Below are 16119 nucleotides of genomic sequence, written 5' to 3'. Positions count from 1 at the left end.
ACCAAACTGGGGCGAAACGTCGCCGATGCCCCGTCTGACGGGGGATTGCGCTGGCGTGAGAGCGTGGCCCGTCTCTATAATGACGGCTCGCAAGCCCCCTGTATTTCAGACGAGACCGCCGTGTGCACACGACGCAGTGCGTGCCCTGCGGCCTCACACCATGCATCCACCTGCGAGGCCCCTGAATTGACTTCCCCCACAACGCAATCTTCCGCGCCCGTCTCCCTTCGCGTCGCCTTCCTCGGTCTCGGCGTGATGGGTTATCCGATGGCCGGTCACCTGCAACGCGCCGGTCATACCGTCACGGTCTATAACCGCACGGCTGCGAAGGCACAGCAATGGGCCAAGGAATACGGTGGCGCGGCTGCGGCCACGCCGGCTGAAGCGGTGCGCGACGCCGACATCGTCGCCGCCTGCGTGGGCAACGACGATGACCTGCGCAGCATCGTGCTCGGTGAGCATGGTGCCTTTGCCGGGATGAAGGCGGATGCCGTCTTCGTCGATCACACCACCGCCTCGGCCGATGTGGCACGCGAACTCTATGCCGTCGCCCGCGAGAAGGGGCTGCACTTCGTCGACGCCCCGGTCTCGGGCGGTGAGGCCGGCGCGAAGAACGGCGTACTCACGATCATGTGCGGCGGCGATGCGCCGGCGTTCGACCGCGTGGCGGCCACGCTCGGCGCGTACGGGCGTGCCGTCACCCGCATTGGCGAGGCCGGTGCCGGTCAGTTGGCCAAGATGGTCAATCAGATCTGCATCGCCGGTCTGGTGCAGGGGTTGTCGGAGGCGATCAACTTCGGCCAGCGCGCCGGGCTGGATATGCCGCTGGTGCTCGACGTCATCAACAAGGGCGCGGCCGCGAGCTGGCAGATGGATAACCGCGGTCAGACGATGATCGACGGCAAGTTCGATTACGGTTTCGCCGTCGACTGGATGCGCAAGGACCTCGGGCTGTGTCTGGCCGAAGCGCAGCGTAACGGCGTTTCGCTGCCGGTCACGGCGCTCGTCGACCAGTTCTACGGCGACGTTCAGGCGCTGGGCGGTTCGCGCTGGGACACGTCGAGCCTGATTCACCGCCTGCGCGTGTTGTCGGGCAAGGCATAAGCCCGTTGTAAGCACACATCGGTCGGAACCCGCGAAGGCGGGCGGGCGGTGGACGGCAATGTGCCGGCCCCGTCCGCCCGCCTTTGTTTATGCGGCTGAGGTATCAAATATTCGAAATATCTCCGGGTTTGTCTGCAATCGTCGGAATAGACGATTCGCACTAGAATGCGGAAAACGGGACGTCGCGGTGATATGGCGCGGCGGCACGGCGGCGTGGCAGCTTGGGAGCGGGCTGGGGCGGTGGCGTGTCGACGTAGGAGTGTAGGGAGGCCGCCGCGATCGATAACGATCTAGAACACAACTCGAACCCGAGATCCAACCGACATGAGCAATCAGTCGAACGCCGCGGCCGTCCGCGCATTTCGCATTCTGGAAATTCTCAGCGCCTCTGGCGCGCCGATGACACTCGCGGAGATTGTCGCCGCGATCGGTCTGCCCAAGCAGACGGTGCATCGCATTCTCAAACAGCTCGAAGCCGCCTGGCTCGTCACTCGCGAGGCGGGGAGCCGTCACTACGAGCCGTCGTCGCGGGTACGGGCGATGGCCGTCAATGCCCTGATGCACGTGGGGCCGGCGGCAGCCCGTCATGCGGTGCTTCAGCAGTTGGTCGACAAGCTCGGGGAAACCTGCAATCTGTCGATGCTCTCGGGCGACGACCTCGTCTACCTCGACCGCGTAGAGACCGACTGGTCGCGCCAGCTCAAGCTGTCGCCCGGCTCGCGCGTGCCGTTGCACTGCACGGCCAGCGGCAAGTTGCTGCTCGCCTTCCTGCCCCGGGCGCGACGCGAGAAGCTGATCGCGCACCTGCCGCTGCGACCGCGCGCGGAGAACACCATCACCGACCTGGAAGACTTGCGCGATGAGTTGGGCGAGACACGCAAGCGTCGCGTGGGGACCAACAACGAGGAGCACGTGCCGGGGATGATCGCAGTAGCCGTACCGGTGATGCTCGATCGCAATCGTGCGTGCGCCGCCATCGCGGTGCAGGCGAGCGCGCAGCACTGCACGCTCGACAAGCTCATGACCTTCCTGCCCGAACTCCGGGACGCCGCCGAGACGATGGCGGCAACCTTCAACGAGTAAGAACGCGTCAGCGACACGGCGTCGCAGAAGGCTGGGTGCCGGCACGGTGAAGACTGTGCCGATGCCTGCGCCACGCCATCGGTGCGCCGCGTCCGCGTTACGACGTTATTGCGTCACTGCACCGTCGCTGCACCCTCGCGCGATGCCGGTAACGGCGGAGAGGGATCGGCCGGCGTGAGCGCTTCGAAGATCTGTTCGAGCTGCTTCGCGCCCTGCGCGGATTCGGCGCGCATGCGCGGTCCGATGAAAATCGGATCGAGAATCAGGAACAGCAGATTCGGCGTGCGATAGATGAAGTCGCGCTCGAAGCGGGTGCCGGTGCCGTCCGGGGTGATCTTGTAGCGCACTTCTCCCGACGGGCGTCGGTTCATCTCGCCTTCGATACGCCATTCGTACGGCGGCTTCGCCTCGACCACTCTCCAGTGAAGAATGCCGTGACGGCCCGCGAGCCGGAACTCTTCGGCCACTTCATCCCCGAGCTTCAGCGGATGATCAGTTTCGCCTTGCACAGCCAGCGACGCCGGATGCCACTTCGGCCAGTTTGCCGGTGTGGTGGCGTAGTCGTAGACCGCTTGCGGGGGCGCGCGCAACGTGGCCACGCTCACGACGTGGGTCTTGCGCTCGAACGGCAGCGGCAGCAACGAGAGCAGGGCGATGATCGCCACCGCCCCCAGCAGAATCAGGAAGGCTCGCTTCATCGGTGCGCGCTCACGCACCGGCAGGCGAATCGAGTTCGACATCGACCATCAGGTCGTCGGCAAGGCTTTCGAGAATTTCGCGCAGCGACTCGGTGCTCACGCTGGTGGGCACATGAAGCCGCGCGGTCGCACGAAAGAGCGTGCCGCCCGACATCGACCCCTCGACGCATTCCGTCGCGAGTTCGTCGATGGAGATGCCGCGCGTGAAGAGCACGTGAGAGATTTCCTTGACGATACCGGGGTGGTCCTGGCCGACCAGATCGAGCTGAAGCATGCGGGCTGCCGGATCGGCGGCGGCGCTTTGCGCCCGCGTCACGGAGATTTGCAGGCCTTGCGTCTCCAGCCCGTGCATGGCTTGCGTGAGCGCGTCGGCCTGATTGTCCGGCACTTGCAGATGGATGATGCCGGCGAACTGGCCGGCAAGATTGGCGAGACGGCTTTCGAGCCAGTTGGCGCCGGCAGCGGTGGCGCGATCGGCAATGGCATTGACCAGACCGGGGCGATCCGGACCAATCACGTTGAGAATGAGGGACGTCGTCATCACAAGCTCCGTCGAAACTGATGGGCAAGAGGCGGCGCAGGCCGCACGTGAATCCCCGGCGTGGGCCGTGGCGTGCAGCAGGCTCAAGTGTAGTGCAATCGCAGGGTGTGCCGCTACGGCTGGCGTGAGCGCTATCGCTGGTGCGGGTGGTTGGCGACGATGCCCCTCGCAGGCAGGGGCCGACGACGCATCAGGGGCGGTCCGCCGCCATGGCGAGCAGCGCAATGACGGTCGCGTCGTCCGTCTGCGCAAAGTCGCTGTACGCGATGCTGACGGCATAGAACGGTTGCGGGGTTTCGAGGCAGACGACGGCGTCGGCGAGCGTGGCGAGACGGGCGATGGCTTCACGCGCCCCGACCGGCGCACATGCGACGAGTGGCGTCGCACCCAGACGCCGCATCGCCCGCAGCGCCGCTGTCATGGTGGCGCCGGTCGCGATGCCGTCGTCGACCAGCACGACCGGACGCCCCGCCACGTGCGGCGCACCGCGTCCCGGGGTGTAGGCCTGGCGCCGCTGCTGGATCAACGCGCGCTGCCGCGCGCTTTCATGCGAGAGGTACGTGCCGGTCGCGCCGAGCGAGAGCGCATGATCGGCAAGGAAGATGCCGCCGAACTCATCGACCGCGCCGACCGCCAGTTCGGCCTGATGGGGTGCGCGCAGCTTGTGCGCGAGCAGGACGTCGAGCGTGCCGTTCAACTGACGCGCGATGGGCATGGCCACCGGTACGCCGCCGCGCGGAATGGCAAGGACAAGCGGCGGCGCGCAGCGCGCGAGCAGTTCATGGCCGGCGAGGACTTCGGCCAGCGCATTGCCTGCGGCAGCACGGTCGAGAAACGAGGCAACGGCAGCCATGGCAAGGGGCGGGGGCAAGCCCGCGGGTGAGTTGGCGAGCGCGGCTGGGACGTTTCCCATCCACAATCGCCATCCTAACGCCGGACCCTGATGCCCGTTTGCGCTGGCTTGGCCGGGATGCCTTCAGCGCGAGAACAGTTCCGGCAACGTCCCGACGAGCAGCGTCACGCCGGAGCAGGCCAGCAGCGCGAGCACCATGCGTCGGAAGGCATGATCCGAGAGGAACTGGAAGGCCCATGCGCCCGCAAGTGTGGGCAGGATCATCGAGGGCACGGCAATGGCGAAGACGTGCAGCGTCTGCGCCGTGATCACGCCATGTACGGCGTAGAGCGTGATGGTCAGCGTGTGCATCACGATGAAGAAGATCTGCATCACGGCGCGCTGCATGTCCTTGTCCCAGCCGCGCAGCGTGCACCACAGCGTCGGCACCACGCCCACGAGCCCGCCGATGCCGCCCATCACCCCGCCGATGAAGCCGACGACGCCATCTGCTGCGCGTCCGCCGTGTTGAATGCGTGGCAGGCGCGAAGCCAGCAAAAGCAGCGTGCAGTAGACCACGAGGATCGCGCCGATGCCCGCCCGGAACCACACCGGATCGAGGTAGCGCAGGATCCACACGCCGACAGGCACGCCGACCAGACCGCAAAGCACGAAAGGTGCGAGTCGGCTCAACGGCACGGCGCGACGCGCGGCCCGCAACCCGAGCAACTGACCGATGAGGGAGCAGAAAGCCGCGAGCGGACCCGCCAGCGTGGGCGGCAGCGACCACGCCCAGAAGGACAGGGCGACGAGACTGAAGGCGAAGCCCGACAGGCCTTGCACGAAGCCGGCGATGCAGGCGCCGAGAATCAGGGGAACGAGATGAAGCGAGGGATCGACGGTCATGGTTTCTTGTTTTCCGCCGACATTATGCGGCGATCCCGTCGCGAGATGAACGGGCGCCGTGCTTCTGACGATGCGTATGGCAGGTGGGTCGCCCTGCTGGGGCGGCCCACCGCGACCCTATGCACCGGTCATTGACGACTCAGGCGTGATGTCCGGCCTGCCAGCACTGCCACGCCGCCACGAACAATGCGCCGACGGTGATGCCCAGTGCGGCACCCGCCAGCGCGTCGCTCGTCCAGTGATAGGCGGAGGCGAGCTGGCCGAAAGTCGTGAGCGCAATGGCGATCGCGCAAGGCACGCGAAGCACGCGGTGGCGCAGCGCGAGCACGGTCGTGAAGGCGAGCATCACGGTGAGGTGTCCCGACGGGAACGACGCATAGGCGTAGTTGCTCGCGAAGAATTTGAACTCGAAAACGCCGTCGCGCAGATACGACGGATTCTCATGAATCCACGTGTCGGGCCACGTGCGGCCGAAGACGTATTTCAATGCCTGCTTCGCCAGGCTGCTCACGCCGACGGCGCCGGCTGCGAGCCACAGCGACACGGCCCACGACGGCAGCCGACGACGGAAGAACAGCACTGCGCCGATGATCAGAAACGCCGGCCATGCCGCCACGAACAGCGGCGCCGGCAGCTCGGCGACGTGCTGAATCCAGGGCGTGCCCTGCGTGTGGGCATGGGCGAAGTCGACGACAGGCCGGTCGACCCAGGGGATGGCAACGAGCGCGAGCAGCAGGCAACCCAGCGCGCTCCACAGGGCGGTGCGCAGGCAGGGCGTGGAGGTCGGGTTCGGGGGCGGGGCGGTCCGGGGGGATGGGGGTGTCGGTGACGCGGCGTTCGGAGCGAGTTCAGTCATGACGCGATTTCAGGAAATGGGGGGGGCATGCGGACATGCGTTGAGACGGCGTCATGGTAGTCGTCATCGACGCGTGGTGGATGTCCCGATCCCAAAGTCCGGACATCCACGCAGCGTTGAGCGCGGTTCGACAGATGAACCGGGCGGCTTGCCCGTCGTGCGCATCGTGCGCCGCGGCGATGGCGATTTGATGACGGCGAAGGACGGAGCGTTGTATGCGCAACATGTCCGGATGTCTTGAGAATCAAAGATTTTTTTGCGGCAAAGTGGGGCAACGTCCTACAATCGTCCCCTACATAAATGTCGGATAGGGTTGGATGGTAGTTCGCGGGACAAAACAAAATCAAAATTGCATGCGGGGGCAGTAGTGAACCGGGGATTCGAGAGCATCATCGATCGACTGGCGCGCGAGTTCTGGCGCGCCGCGCACTTGCGTGAGCAGCAGCACGCGCAATCGCAGGCGCGTTCGCTGGCGGAAGTCCGTGCGTTGGATCAGGCGCAGCGCGCCTGGGAAGAAGCGCCTGCGGGCGACGCGGCGGCAGGCGAGCGTCTGCATCTGGCCTGGCGTCAGGCGGAGGCGGCTGCGCAGGGCGCTCGCGCCAAGTTCGAAATGGCGAGGCTGGAGCGTTTGCTGGCCGACGGCCTTGCTCGCGACCTGCGTATTCCGCCGGCCGACCTGCGGGCGCGCAACACGCCGCCGGTGCTCGACACGCGCCATCTCCCGAAAGTCCTGCCCAAACCCGAGTGGGAAGCCTTTGCGCCCGAAAAGCCGGGACGGTTGGCGCTGGCCATGCCGGGAGCGTCGGGCCGTTATGAGCAGGCCGTCGCCAAGGCGCGCAGCGAATTCGTGCATACCGAACGGGAGTACGAAGCATCGAAGATCCGTCGCACGCAAGGATCGATGATTCTCCAGATCGCGCAGCAAAAGGCCACCGAGGCCGCGCGAGCCGAGAGTGCGCGTCACAACGCGGCGGTGGCCGACTTCGAGGGCGCTTTGCTGCGCGGCGAAGCGGCGGCCGTGACCGGCTATGCACGCATCGTGCTCAGCCGAAGCCCATATCCGGAAGCTTTCACGCAGACACTCGCCGCGCATTACGTCGAGACGCACAAGTTGCTGGCCATTGGCTACGATGTGCCGACACTTGATGCCGCCGTGCCTATTGCCCTCGACTACCACTACAACGCGGCGGACGCGACCGTGCAAGGCGTGCCGGCGGGGGAGGCGAAGCGTGCGCAGGTCTATGCCAGTGCGTTGCGCCAGATCGTGTTGCGCTCGCTCCATGAATTGTTCTCGGCGGACCCGCTGCGTCACGTGGGCGCCATCGTCTTCAACGTGTATGCGAGCGACGGGGACGAGCGGGTCTGCCTCGCAAGCGCGCACGTGGCGCGTGCCGACTTCGCGGCACTCGTGCTGACGGAGGGGGACGCCGCGACACATCTGGCGACGCTCGGCGCACGAGTGTCGACGCGTCCCGAAGCGTTGCTCGCGGTGACGCCGGTCGCGGGCGTGGACATGACGCAGGTCGTCACCGATGCCGACGTCGCCGTCGATCGCCGCTTCAATCTGATGACGCTCAGCGACAAGGATTTCACGCAGGTGATGTTCCATCTGCTGCGCTCGCATGGCTTTGAAGGTCCGCCACTGTTGCCGGGCGAACAGGAGGGCATGCTGACCTGCCGCGCGTGGGATCCGCATCCGATTTTCGGGGGCGATGTCGTCGTCCAGATCTTCCGCGTGATGGACCGCACGGCGCGACTGGAGATCGCGGTGGCCCGCGCCATGCTCGCCGAGATGCAGCAGATCGGCGCGGCGCGCGGCATGCTGATTACGACCGGCGAGTTCGACGAGGGCGTCGAGGAGTTCGCACGCGACCGGCGCATCGAATTGCTCTCCGGCCATCATCTCGTGTTCCTGCTCAAGGAGAATGCCGGCGTCGACGCGAGCGTCGTGATACCGGAAACGATCGATACGACCGCCGTCCTGTTTTGAGGGATGTCCGGGTTGCGTGATGGGCGGCCTGCTATAGTGGGCCGACCTGACCCCACGTCATTCACATCACGGAGGATCGTATGTCCCGAGGCATGGAATGCAAGGCACGCACCGTCAACCCGACCCGCACCGGTTTCACTCGATGGGCACGGACAGGTGCACGAGGTGTACGGATAGGGGCGATCGGCTTCGCGCTGGTAACGGCGCTCGGTGTGCCGATGTCGGCGCATGCCCAGCTCGATCTGCTGAAGAACGCCGTAGGTGGCGGCACTTCAGGCGGCACTTCAGGCGGTAGCGCCGGCGGGCTGCCGGGCGGACTGGGCGGGCTGGCGTCGTCGGGATCGCTGACGTCGAGCAGCATCGGCAATGCGACCGGCGTGCTCCAGTTCTGCATCAAGAACAACTATCTCGGTGGCGCGAATCTCGATTCCGCAACCGACGTGAAAGACAAGTTGCTCGGCAAGATCGGTACGCAGTCGGGATCGGCCGCCGCCAGCCCGGGGTATCTCGACGGCGTCAAAGGCATGCTGTCGTCGCCGGACGGCAAGACCGTCGACCTGAACGGCGGTGGCCTCAAGGAACAGCTCACGCGCAAGGTCTGCGACAAGGTGCTCGATCAGGCCAAGTCCTTCCTCTGACGACGGGCATCACGCCGTACGAGACGGGCCACGCCGGTGGTCCGTCGTGTATGCCCCCGGCGGCGTGACTCGCCGTCGTGGCATCAAAAAAATTCCATCGATTGGGTCTTTGCGCCGGGCCACGCCTGGACGTACGCTAAGCGTCATTCCCCACCCGCCGCCTTTGACCGGAGTCATCGATGTATCAGCCCGCCGCTTTCACTGAAGATCGTCCCGAAGTCCTGCACGATCTGATTCGCCAGCATCCGCTCGGCCTGCTGGTAAGTGCGGGCGCACAGGGGCTGATCGCCGATTCGATCCCGTTCCTGATGTACGCGCAGGAGGGCGAGTTCGGTACGCTGCGCGGACATCTGGCCCGCGCCAATCCGCATGGCGCGGCATTGCGCGATGTCGATGAGTGTCTGGTCGCGTTCACCGGCGCGCAGGGATACATCACGCCATCGTGGTACGCGGCCAAGGCCGAACATGGCAAGGTCGTGCCGACGTGGAACTATGCCGCCGTGCACGTGTGGGGCACACCGCGCGTGATCGACGACGCGGCCTGGCTGCGGCGTCTCGTCGGCGATCTCACGCAGTCGCAGGAGCAGGGACGTCCGGCACCGTGGGCTGTGGAGGATGCGCCGGCGGACTACGTAGATAGCATGCTGCGCGCTATCGTCGGTGTGGAGATTCCGATTCGCCGCATCGAAGGCAAGTTCAAGATGTCGCAGAACCGGCCGATGCCCGATCGTGTGGGCGTGGTGAATGGTTTGCGCGCCGAAGGGCCGTCGAGCGAAGCTTTGGCGGCGCTCGTCGCAAAACGCGGCGACGTGCCCGGCGCGTGAGTGCCTGAGCTGGTTGGCGTCGTGATGGGCTTTGGCTCGCGCGGGGCGCATCTCGTCATGCCGGAGCGCTGGTAACGAAACGAAACAATTCCGTCTCACGGCGACCGGTTTCGCGCTGCGATCCCCGCATACAATGCGGCAACCCAACTCGGATGCCGCAATGAAAACGCTGCTCCTCATGCTCGCGCTGATGCTCTGCCTGCTCTTTCTCGAGCAGGCATGGTTGCCGAGCGCGCAGGCGGATGAGTGCGACAACCTCGGCCCCGCTCAGACGTTGCAATGCGCTGCCTATGGCGCGGGGAACGTGGTCCCCGAATAGCCGTTCATCCGCTACAATCGCACCCCCTTACATCCTCCCCTAAGCAGTGCGATGAAGCAGTCTCGATGGACGGTCACCGCAGTGCGCGCAAGCCGCTTGCGCGCGATGGCCGGGCAGTTGGTTATCTCCACCGCAGTCGCTGTCGTGGCCTTTGGCGCCGCGCCGCGCGACGCCCAAGCCGCCGCGAGCGCGTGCGGCAATCACTACTGGTCCGGCACCGCGCCGGATATCACGAACAGCGCCATGACACGCGCGGCGCGCGAGGTGTGCTTCAGCGCGTTCGGCGTCATGCACTCGGGCGTTACGCGCACGCCGCTCTGGTCAGCCGAGCATCTCACGCGCGCCAACCTGAGCGATGCCCGTCAGATCTCGCGCGTGAACAGTTTCCACGCCGAAGCGCAGCTTCCGCCGGGGGAACGCGCGGAGTTGCGCGATTACGTGCGTTCGGGTTACGACCGGGGGCATATGGCGCCGTCGGCGGACATGCCGGATGCGCAAGCGCAGTCCGAGAGCTTTTCGCTGTCGAACATGGTGCCGCAGAACAGCGAGAACAATCGCTACCTGTGGGCCGGCATCGAGTCGAGCGTGCGCAAGCTCGCGCAGGATCGCGGCGAATTGTTCGTCATCACCGGACCGCTTTTCAAGGGCAAGACGATCACGCAGGTCGGTGATCGTGTGATGGTGCCCACGCAGTTGTTCAAGGTCGTCTACGACCCGAAGCGCAAGCAGGCGGGCGCGTATCTTGTCGCGAATGAAGCCACGGGCGATTATTCGGTCGTGAGCGTGGCTGAACTCGAGACATTGGCCGGGATCGATTTCTTCCCCGGCATGCCCGCGAACGTGAAGAAAACGGCGATGTCGCTGCCCGCACCGAAAGCCGCGGGCGGTGGCAGCAAGCGCAAGCGTGAGCCGGACGTGCCGACGTATCGGGAGGTGCAGACCGTGCTCGACTTCCTGCGTACGATCATTCGCTGAGCGTCACGGTAGCGTCCCGGGCCGGTTGCGCTGGACGTTGCCGGGCGACCTGCGGCTCAAGCCCTTTCACGACTGATTTCCCCCCGATTCAGGAGTTTTCCATGTCGACCCCGTCTTCTGCTTCTGCTTCCGCTTCGGCTACGGCCGGTTTCGCACCGTTCGCCAACGACGCCGACGCCCTAACGCTCGGTGAACTGAACGTCGAAAACCACACCGACTACGTCGCCATCTTCGGTAATCTCGAGCTGCGTCGCGACGCCGAAGGGCTGCGCCAGGCGCAGGCGCTCAAGGCGGTTGTCGATGCCATCGTGGCAACGTTGGCGAGTGCGGACCTGCCCGAAAAGGCGCAAACGCCAGCCGGGACGACCGCCAGGCCGGTTCGAAATCCGTTTGAATCTTGACTGAAGTGAGCCACGTGGGGTGGGGCACTCACCTTGCCCCGGGATTTACCCCAAATCTGTCGCATATTTAAAGAATCGATGTTGCGCTGCACGAAACCCTTCCCATGCCGCGCCGATTCCCTCATGCCGGTTCTGGACGCCTGCCTTATCGGGCAGGCGTTGCCTGCGACACGCCTTGCGTAACGCCCTTCGGAATTTTGCGAATTCCACGGTTCATGCGGGTTGCGCGACAACTTGTCGCATCTGCGACATTCTGTCGCATTGACACTCGCCGACAAAAATCACGAATCGCGTCACGGTGACGGTTTTTGCCGTGCCACCTTCACGTCTCGAAAACCATACGAATCCCGTGTTTTGCTTGCGGCGACGCAGCACAGATAGGGGGTTTACCGCTCGCAGACAAAGCGCATACTAGCCCTGCGTCTCGTCGATTCCGATCATGTGAATCGATGACCGGCAAGGCTACGAACACTAAACAACGCGAGGTTTTCTATGCACATCCGTTGGAAAAAAGTGTATTCGAGTGGTTGGGGAACGATTCATCACGATGCACCCCGTTCCCGTCGCAGCGCAAGTGAGCGCGAGCAACTCTTTCAACGCCTGTTGGCAATCGCGATCGCCTGTAGCGTCGGCGGTTTCGTCCTGTTGTCAGTAGGTGCGGCCTTCCTGGGACGCTAAAGTCACACCCCCTTCCTTTTCGTGCGCGGCACCGCCTCCGGCGGATTGCCGCGCTACGTTGCCTTTCACGATTCCCGTGATTCGCTTCTGAATCATTCCCTTCGGTCGCCTCTGCGGGACGCGCTTTGCAAGCGTCACGGCACGCCTCGATTTGCACTTTCAATCGGGCGATTAGAACGGGTGTCCATCCCGTATTTGAAACGTTTTGTTACAGACCTATTCTTCTGCCCTAAATACTGTTCGGGCAAAATTCCCTGAGTCGTTCAAAATTCCACGTTAAAGACAGGTGGTGCTTTACGATAAAGCACACTTTACGCGTCGATATCTATCGTCGATGACGTGGTCTCTCGTGGTTTCTGCGTCGCATTCTACGAGTTCACGCTATTGCAATTCCAGAAGAATAGTGCGATCTTGAGGCGAAAGCGCGGCGTCGGAATTTCAGGAAGATTTCGGGTGTTGCTGGTTACCTGACTTGCCCGGATTTATCCGAATTGTCTTGCGCCTCAAAAGTTTCGATAAAGAAGAAAAGAACAAGCAGTGCGGGCCGGTTTGATTGATTTGTGAGGTGCGCCATGGAAATTCGCTGGGAAAAGCTGTACTCGGGCGGATTAGGTCGTTTCTACGACACTTCGGAATCCAGCCGCCGCCGGGCGCGGCGTGCACAGTTGGCATGGTTTGGCGTGGTCATCTCGATTGGCGTCGCCATCGGGGCCATCGCCATCGCATGGCGCTGGATCTGATGCGCGCGAACGCGAAGCATCACTCGGGGATGGCTGGCTTGCTGGTACTCCTCGCCGTTGCGGCGAGCGGGTCCGTGTACGCGCAGACAGCGTCGATGCCGACCGAACCGCTCGATAGCGGCGGTCAGCCATGCGGCGCGATACGTGCGCTACCTGCGAATGTCACCGACTACCGGTACGAAGTGACGAACCGTTGCGAACGACCGGTGACGTTTTACTGGCGCTGCAACGCGGCGGACGCCGAACATTCGGTAGACGTGTCCGGCAAGGGCACGCAGTCGGCAACGTGCGTCAAGGCCAGCGGGGCAGCGGGCGAGATCGTGTTCCGCTTCGGGCCGCCGGGCACCGGTAACTGACAACCCCCATCCCTCCGTTCTTCGACCGACGTCGAGCGCTGTGCGACTGTGCAGCGGCTCGCGCCTTCGTACGACGGCACGCTCCCGGCGTCTTGCCGTCCGGTCGCCACACGCGGTCGGAATGGCTATCATGACGACATATTGGCGCGCGACCTGTCGCCGTCATCCAGACATCCCCCGAAGCCCATCCCCCAGGACATTCCCATGACCGATACCGTCACCCCGACTCAGCCGTCGCTCGACACGGCGGCATTGCGTGAATTCGTCGAACGCAAATGGAACGACGAAATCCTGCACGCACTGACCGATTACATTGCTGTGCCCGCCAAAAGCCCGGGCTTCGACGCCGACTGGGCGCGCAACGGTTACATCGATCGTGTGGTGCGCGACGCCGCGCAGTGGGCTGAGCGCCAACCCGTGAAGGGGCTGAAGCTCGAAGTGATTCGTCTGGAGGGCCGCACGCCGGTGATCTTCTTCGAAGCGCCGGCCACGCGCTCGGGCAGCACCGAGACGATCGTGCTCTACGGGCATCTGGATAAGCAGCCGGAGTTCGACGGCTGGCGCAAGGACCTCGGGCCGTGGACGCCCAAGTTCGAGGACGGCAAGCTCTACGGTCGCGGCGGTGCCGACGACGGCTACGCGATCTATTCGAGCGTGACGGCCCTGGCTGCGCTCGACGCGCAGGGCGTGGAGCGTCCGCGCTGCGTGGGACTCATCGAGACATGCGAGGAGTCGGGCAGCTACGACTTGCTGCCGTACGTCGACGCTTTGCGCGAGCGTCTCGGTCGGGTGAGCCTCGTCGTGTGCCTCGACTCGGGCGCGGGCAATTACGACCAGTTGTGGCTGACGACTTCGCTGCGCGGCCTGATTTCCGGCAGCCTCGAAGTGCAGGTGCTGGACGAGGGCATCCATTCGGGCGGTTACGGCGGCATTGCGCCGTCGAGCTTCCGGATCATGCGTCAGTTGTTCGAGCGTCTGGAAGACGCGGGCAGCGGCACCGTCCTGCCAAAAGGCTTCCATAGCCCGATTCCGCTGCAACGTCTGAAGGAGGCCGAAGCTACGGCGCACATTCTCGGCGACGACGTCTGGAAGAAGATGCCGTGGGCCTGCGGTCAGGACGGCCTGTCGGTCTTGCCGACGACGACCGACCCGCAGGAAGCGCTGCTCAATTCGACGTGGCGTCCGTCGCTGTCGGTGACGGGCGCGGCCGGGCTGCCGGCGCTGGCCGACGCGGGCAACGTGCTGCGTCCGCGCACGGCGTTCAAGCTGTCGCTGCGTTTGCCGCCGCTCATCGATGCCGCGCAGGCCGTGCAGGAGCTCAAGGCGTTGCTCGAAGTCGATCCGCCGTACAACGCCAAGGTGACGTTCAAGTCCGACGCCGGCGCGGCTTCAGGCTGGAATGCGCCGGACGTTGCACCGTGGCTGACTTCCGCGCTGAACACCGCGTCGCAACGTCACTACGGGGCGGACGTGGCTTACATCGGCCAGGGCGGCACCATTCCGCTGATGAACACCCTGCAAGCGGGCTTCCCGACGGCGCAATTCATGGTGTGCGGCGTGCTTGGCCCGAAGTCGAACGCGCACGGGCCGAACGAGTTCCTGCATGTGCCGTATGCGAAGAAGCTCACGGCGGCCGTGGCGGAAGTCATCGCGCTGGCGCCGTAAGTCACAGCGCGCGCAGGTCATACGGCCTGTACACCGCGCGCACGCAAGTCGATGCGAAGTCGATGCAAAACGGGCCGCACTTATGCGGCCCGTTTTGCGTTTGTGCGTTTTGCGTTCGATGCCGGGAGATGGATCGCCAGCGATCAAAGGCGGTGCGTCGCGGCTTCCATGACCTGCACGCCGCGCATGAAGTCGTCGAGGTCCATGTGCTCGGCGGGGTTGTGCGAGCCGTTGGCATTACGCACGAACACCATGCCGCTTGGAATCCCGGCGTTGGCAAAGATCGCGGCGTCGTGCCCCGCGCCGCTCGGCACGCGTTCCTGCGGAAGATCGAACGAACGGCACACGTCTTCAAGCACAGACGACACGTGCTTGTCCATGATCGCGGGTGCCGACGACAACCGCCGGTCGAAGACGAATTTCACGCCGCGATCGCGCTCGATGGCGCGGCACTCGGTGCGCATCAGTTCATAGAAGACATCGAGCGTGTCGGGACTCTGGCTGCGGACTTCCAGACTGAAATCGACCTTGCCGGGGATGCGCGAAATGGCGTGCTCGGCGGGATCGGTGCCGACGATGCCGGTCGTCACGACCATGTCGATGCCACGCTCGAGCAGCGCACGCCAGTGTTCGTCCAGACGCGTGATGAGATCGGCCACCGCGAACATGGCGTCGTGACGCAGCCAGCGCGGCACCGCACCCGAGTGTCCGGCTTCGCCGATGCACGACACGCGATTGTGACGCACGTTGCCGCGAATGCCGGGTACGATCGCCACGGGCATCTTGCGCGCGATCATCACCGGCCCCTGCTCGATGTGAAGCTCCAGCCACGTTCTGGCGCGCGACGCATCGAAGAGCGTCTCGCCTGCGCGAATCGCGTCGACGTCGGCGCCGGCCTGCGCCATGCAGTCACCGAGCGAGCGGCCGTGCGTGCGATGCGGCATGGCCAGATCGGCATCCGTCAGCTTGCCGAACAGCGCGCTCGATCCCATGTAAGCGCGACCGAACCATGCGCTTTCTTCGCCGCGCAACGCCAGCACACGCACCGGTGTGGCGGTATGACGCCCGCTGCGCCGCTGCTCGACGAGGCACAGCAGACCGGCGACGATGCCTGCCAGTCCGTCGTAGTTGCCGCCTTGCGGGACGGAGTCGAGATGCGAGCCGATCCATGTGGCAGGGGCGTCGCCGGTATCTTCTGGCAGCGTGAAGATCAGGTTGGCGGCGCGGTCGCGGGTGACGGCAAGGCCGTGGTGTCCGGCCCATTCCGTGAGATACGCCGCCGCCGCGTTTTCGCCGTCACCGTAGCTGTCGCGGGTGATGCCGACGCCATCGCTGCCGAGGCGACGCAGGTCGCTAAAGAGTTGCCCGGCCAGCGAGGCCAGTGCGTCCGGTTCCAGCGTCGGTTCCGCATTCGGGGCGGCGTTCAGATCCGCGTTCAGTTCCGCGTTCAGTTCCATGAGTGTGCTTCTTTTCGCGTGATGCCGTGCGAGGGTTGCAGGTAGTGCTTTGCCAT

Annotated in this window: 17 protein-coding genes; 11 read left to right on the top strand and 6 right to left on the bottom strand. The window is 64.7% G+C overall.

Annotated features, from left to right (window positions below):
- Nucleotides 1-186: 186 nt before the first annotated feature.
- Both A9762_RS09565 and A9762_RS09560 read left to right on the top strand, forming a co-directional pair.
- Nucleotides 187-1104, top strand: coding sequence for an NAD(P)-dependent oxidoreductase (locus A9762_RS09565; protein WP_069341797.1), 918 nt, complete (start codon nucleotides 187-189; stop codon nucleotides 1102-1104).
- Between the two features lie 324 nt (nucleotides 1105-1428).
- The gene (locus tag A9762_RS09560; protein WP_069341796.1) at nucleotides 1429-2187 is read left to right on the top strand and encodes an IclR family transcriptional regulator; all 759 of its coding nucleotides are present in this window, start codon (nucleotides 1429-1431) and stop codon (nucleotides 2185-2187) included.
- A gap of 113 nt (nucleotides 2188-2300) precedes the next feature.
- On the opposite strand, the gene A9762_RS09555 is transcribed toward A9762_RS09560, so the two are convergent.
- From A9762_RS09555 to A9762_RS09535, 5 genes are all read right to left on the bottom strand, one after another.
- The gene (locus A9762_RS09555; RefSeq protein WP_083253786.1) at nucleotides 2301-2927 is read right to left on the bottom strand and encodes an SRPBCC family protein; all 627 of its coding nucleotides are present in this window, start codon (nucleotides 2925-2927) and stop codon (nucleotides 2301-2303) included.
- Nucleotides 2896-3426: a glycine cleavage system protein R gene (locus tag A9762_RS09550; protein WP_069341795.1), complete on the bottom strand. Its 531-nt coding sequence runs from the start codon at nucleotides 3424-3426 to the stop codon at nucleotides 2896-2898. The genes A9762_RS09555 and A9762_RS09550 overlap by 32 nt, the downstream gene beginning before the upstream one ends.
- Nucleotides 3427-3616: 190 nt before the next feature.
- Nucleotides 3617-4339 carry a phosphoribosyltransferase gene (locus A9762_RS09545; protein ID WP_083253785.1) on the bottom strand — a complete coding sequence of 241 codons (723 nt, stop codon included), beginning with the start codon at nucleotides 4337-4339 and terminating at the stop codon, nucleotides 3617-3619.
- A 63-nt stretch (nucleotides 4340-4402) separates the two neighbouring features.
- Nucleotides 4403-5164, bottom strand: a complete 762-nt coding sequence (locus A9762_RS09540; protein WP_069341793.1) for a sulfite exporter TauE/SafE family protein — start codon at nucleotides 5162-5164, stop codon at nucleotides 4403-4405.
- Nucleotides 5165-5303: 139 nt separating this feature from the next.
- Nucleotides 5304-6020, bottom strand: coding sequence for a phosphatase PAP2 family protein (locus A9762_RS09535; protein ID WP_069341792.1), 717 nt, complete (start codon nucleotides 6018-6020; stop codon nucleotides 5304-5306).
- A 367-nt stretch (nucleotides 6021-6387) separates the two neighbouring features.
- Between A9762_RS09535 and A9762_RS09530 the strand changes: the two genes are divergently transcribed.
- The 9 genes from A9762_RS09530 to A9762_RS09500 all read left to right on the top strand — a co-directional run bounded on the left by A9762_RS09530 (nucleotide 6388) and on the right by A9762_RS09500 (nucleotide 14606).
- A complete protein-coding gene (locus tag A9762_RS09530; RefSeq protein ID WP_069341791.1) occupies nucleotides 6388-8010 on the top strand; it encodes a restriction endonuclease in 1623 nt (540 codons plus the stop codon).
- Between the two features lie 218 nt (nucleotides 8011-8228).
- Nucleotides 8229-8648, top strand: coding sequence for a DUF2501 domain-containing protein (locus tag A9762_RS09525; RefSeq protein WP_069341790.1), 420 nt, complete (start codon nucleotides 8229-8231; stop codon nucleotides 8646-8648).
- A 179-nt stretch (nucleotides 8649-8827) separates the two neighbouring features.
- Nucleotides 8828-9472 carry an FMN-binding negative transcriptional regulator gene (locus A9762_RS09520; protein ID WP_069341789.1) on the top strand — a complete coding sequence of 215 codons (645 nt, stop codon included), beginning with the start codon at nucleotides 8828-8830 and terminating at the stop codon, nucleotides 9470-9472.
- Between the two features lie 160 nt (nucleotides 9473-9632).
- Complete coding sequence (locus A9762_RS28900) at nucleotides 9633-9791, top strand: hypothetical protein (RefSeq protein WP_170836213.1); 159 nt, start codon at nucleotides 9633-9635, stop codon at nucleotides 9789-9791.
- Nucleotides 9792-9842: 51 nt separating this feature from the next.
- Nucleotides 9843-10766 carry a DNA/RNA non-specific endonuclease gene (locus A9762_RS09515; protein WP_240493493.1) on the top strand — a complete coding sequence of 308 codons (924 nt, stop codon included), beginning with the start codon at nucleotides 9843-9845 and terminating at the stop codon, nucleotides 10764-10766.
- 101 nt (nucleotides 10767-10867) lie between these two features.
- Nucleotides 10868-11167 (top strand): hypothetical protein, encoded by a 300-nt coding sequence (locus A9762_RS09510; RefSeq protein WP_069341788.1) that lies wholly within the window; start codon nucleotides 10868-10870, stop codon nucleotides 11165-11167.
- A 1250-nt stretch (nucleotides 11168-12417) separates the two neighbouring features.
- On the top strand, nucleotides 12418-12585 hold the full coding sequence (locus A9762_RS28895) for a hypothetical protein (protein WP_157112269.1): 168 nt from the start codon (nucleotides 12418-12420) through the stop codon (nucleotides 12583-12585).
- Nucleotides 12570-12941 carry a hypothetical protein gene (locus tag A9762_RS09505; RefSeq protein WP_069341787.1) on the top strand — a complete coding sequence of 124 codons (372 nt, stop codon included), beginning with the start codon at nucleotides 12570-12572 and terminating at the stop codon, nucleotides 12939-12941. Before A9762_RS28895 ends, A9762_RS09505 begins: the two co-directional genes overlap by 16 nt.
- 204 nt (nucleotides 12942-13145) lie before the next feature.
- Nucleotides 13146-14606 (top strand): M20 family metallopeptidase, encoded by a 1461-nt coding sequence (locus A9762_RS09500; protein WP_069341786.1) that lies wholly within the window; start codon nucleotides 13146-13148, stop codon nucleotides 14604-14606.
- Nucleotides 14607-14749: 143 nt separating this feature from the next.
- Here A9762_RS09500 and A9762_RS09495 read toward each other — a convergent pair whose 3' ends face one another.
- Nucleotides 14750-16063 (bottom strand): hydantoinase/carbamoylase family amidase, encoded by a 1314-nt coding sequence (locus A9762_RS09495; protein WP_139133148.1) that lies wholly within the window; start codon nucleotides 16061-16063, stop codon nucleotides 14750-14752.
- Nucleotides 16064-16119: the final 56 nt, after the last annotated feature.

The sequence above is a fragment of the Pandoraea sp. ISTKB genome (assembly GCF_001721285.1).
In the GTDB taxonomy this organism is placed as follows: domain Bacteria; phylum Pseudomonadota; class Gammaproteobacteria; order Burkholderiales; family Burkholderiaceae; genus Pandoraea; species Pandoraea capi.
This window is presented reverse-complemented; position numbering and strand designations above follow the sequence as displayed.